The organism is Ralstonia sp. VS2407, assembly GCF_052950655.1.
In genome coordinates, this window is sequence record NZ_JBRFVG010000049.1 from 1 (window position 1) to 770 (window position 770).

General features: G+C 74.4%; 1 protein-coding gene. It reads left to right on the plus strand.

Annotated features, from left to right (window positions below; translation table 11 throughout):
* Window positions 1-770 (plus strand): thiamine pyrophosphate-dependent enzyme (locus ACU8YE_RS23730; protein ID WP_446929778.1); only part of this gene is annotated, 770 nt, incomplete at both ends.

Consider the following 770-nt stretch of genomic DNA (forward strand, 5'->3'; position numbering starts at 1 on the left):
CTGCCGCAGCTCCTGATCGTCACGTGGCGCGGCCAGCCGGGCGTGCCCGACGAGCCGCAGCACGCGCTGATGGGCCCGATCACGCCCGCGATGCTCGACACGATGGAAATTCCGTGGGAGACGTTCCCGACGCAGGCCGACGCGATCGGCCCGGCGCTCGATCGCGCGATCGCGCACATGGACGCGACGGGCCGCCCGTACGCGCTCGTGATGCAGAAAGGCAGCGTCGCGCCGCACGCGCTCGAGCATGCCTCGATGCCCGAGCGCCGCGCGCACGCCGCCGCGCGCGCGACGCCCGGCGCGGCCGCGCCTTCGGCATGGCCGACGCGCCATGACGCGCTCGCGCGGATCGTCGCGCGCACGCCGGCCGACTCGACGGTCGTGCTCGCGTCGACGGGCTTCTGCGGCCGCGAGCTGTACGCGCTCGACGATCGCCCGAACCAGCTCTACATGGTCGGCTCGATGGGCTGCGTGACGCCGCTCGCGCTCGGCCTCGCGCTCGCGCGGCCGGACCTGACCGTCGTCGCGCTCGACGGCGACGGCGCCGCGCTGATGCGCATGGGCGCGTTCGCGACGCTCGGCGCGTACGGCCCGCCGAACCTCGTGCATCTGCTGCTCGACAACGGCGCGCATGAATCGACGGGCGGGCAAGCCACGGTGTCGCAATACGTGTCGTTCGCGGGCATCGCGGCCGCATGCGGCTACGCGACGGCGATCGAGGGCGACGATCTCGGCGTGCTCGATGCGGCGCTCGACGCGGCGCGCGCGGG